Annotated in this window: 1 protein-coding gene; it reads left to right on the top strand. The window is 45.0% G+C overall.

The features are described from left to right. On the top strand, nucleotides 1-523 hold a 523-nt coding region (locus JFC07_RS13075), incomplete at its 5' end, for an IS5 family transposase (protein ID WP_198329232.1). Between the last annotated feature and the right edge of the window lie 12 nt (nucleotides 524-535).

The raw sequence follows: 535 nt of genomic DNA, 5'->3' as shown, positions 1-535 counted from the left end.
TAGCCTACGAAAAGAAGTTGATACGGAATGGGTATTCATCGACGGAAGTTATATACGGTGTCACCAGCATGCAAGTGGAGCTCGGCGTGGTGAAGATCGAGCAATTGGACGAAGCCGTGGCGGCGCAACTACAAAGATACACCTATCCTGTGATGCCGATGGATATCCGCTCCATTTTAAAATCACTGGGGGTGACGTCCACGACAGTCAAGTTGCAGGTGAATTGATTGACATGATTGGACAGGCAGATTACTTTATCGCTGATAAAGGCTATGACTCAGAAGCCATCAGAGACAAAGCCCGTACCCACGATATGGTGCCTGTCATCCCTAAAAGGAAAAATGCCAAACAGCCTAATCCAGAGTTTGATAGCTATTTATACAAACTGCGCCATTTAGTAGAAAATATGTTTGCGAGACTCAAGCACTTCCGTAGTATAGCCACTCGCTATGAGAAGTTGGCTCGTAATTTTAAGTCAATGCTTTATCTGGCGTGTACTATCATTCATTGCAAGATGAATTGAGGACACGCCCTA

Source organism: Psychrobacter faecalis (assembly GCF_016107575.1).
Classification (GTDB): domain Bacteria; phylum Pseudomonadota; class Gammaproteobacteria; order Pseudomonadales; family Moraxellaceae; genus Psychrobacter; species Psychrobacter faecalis.
The sequence above is the reverse complement of the archived record's forward strand: the minus strand, read 5'-3'. Positions and strand labels throughout refer to the sequence as shown.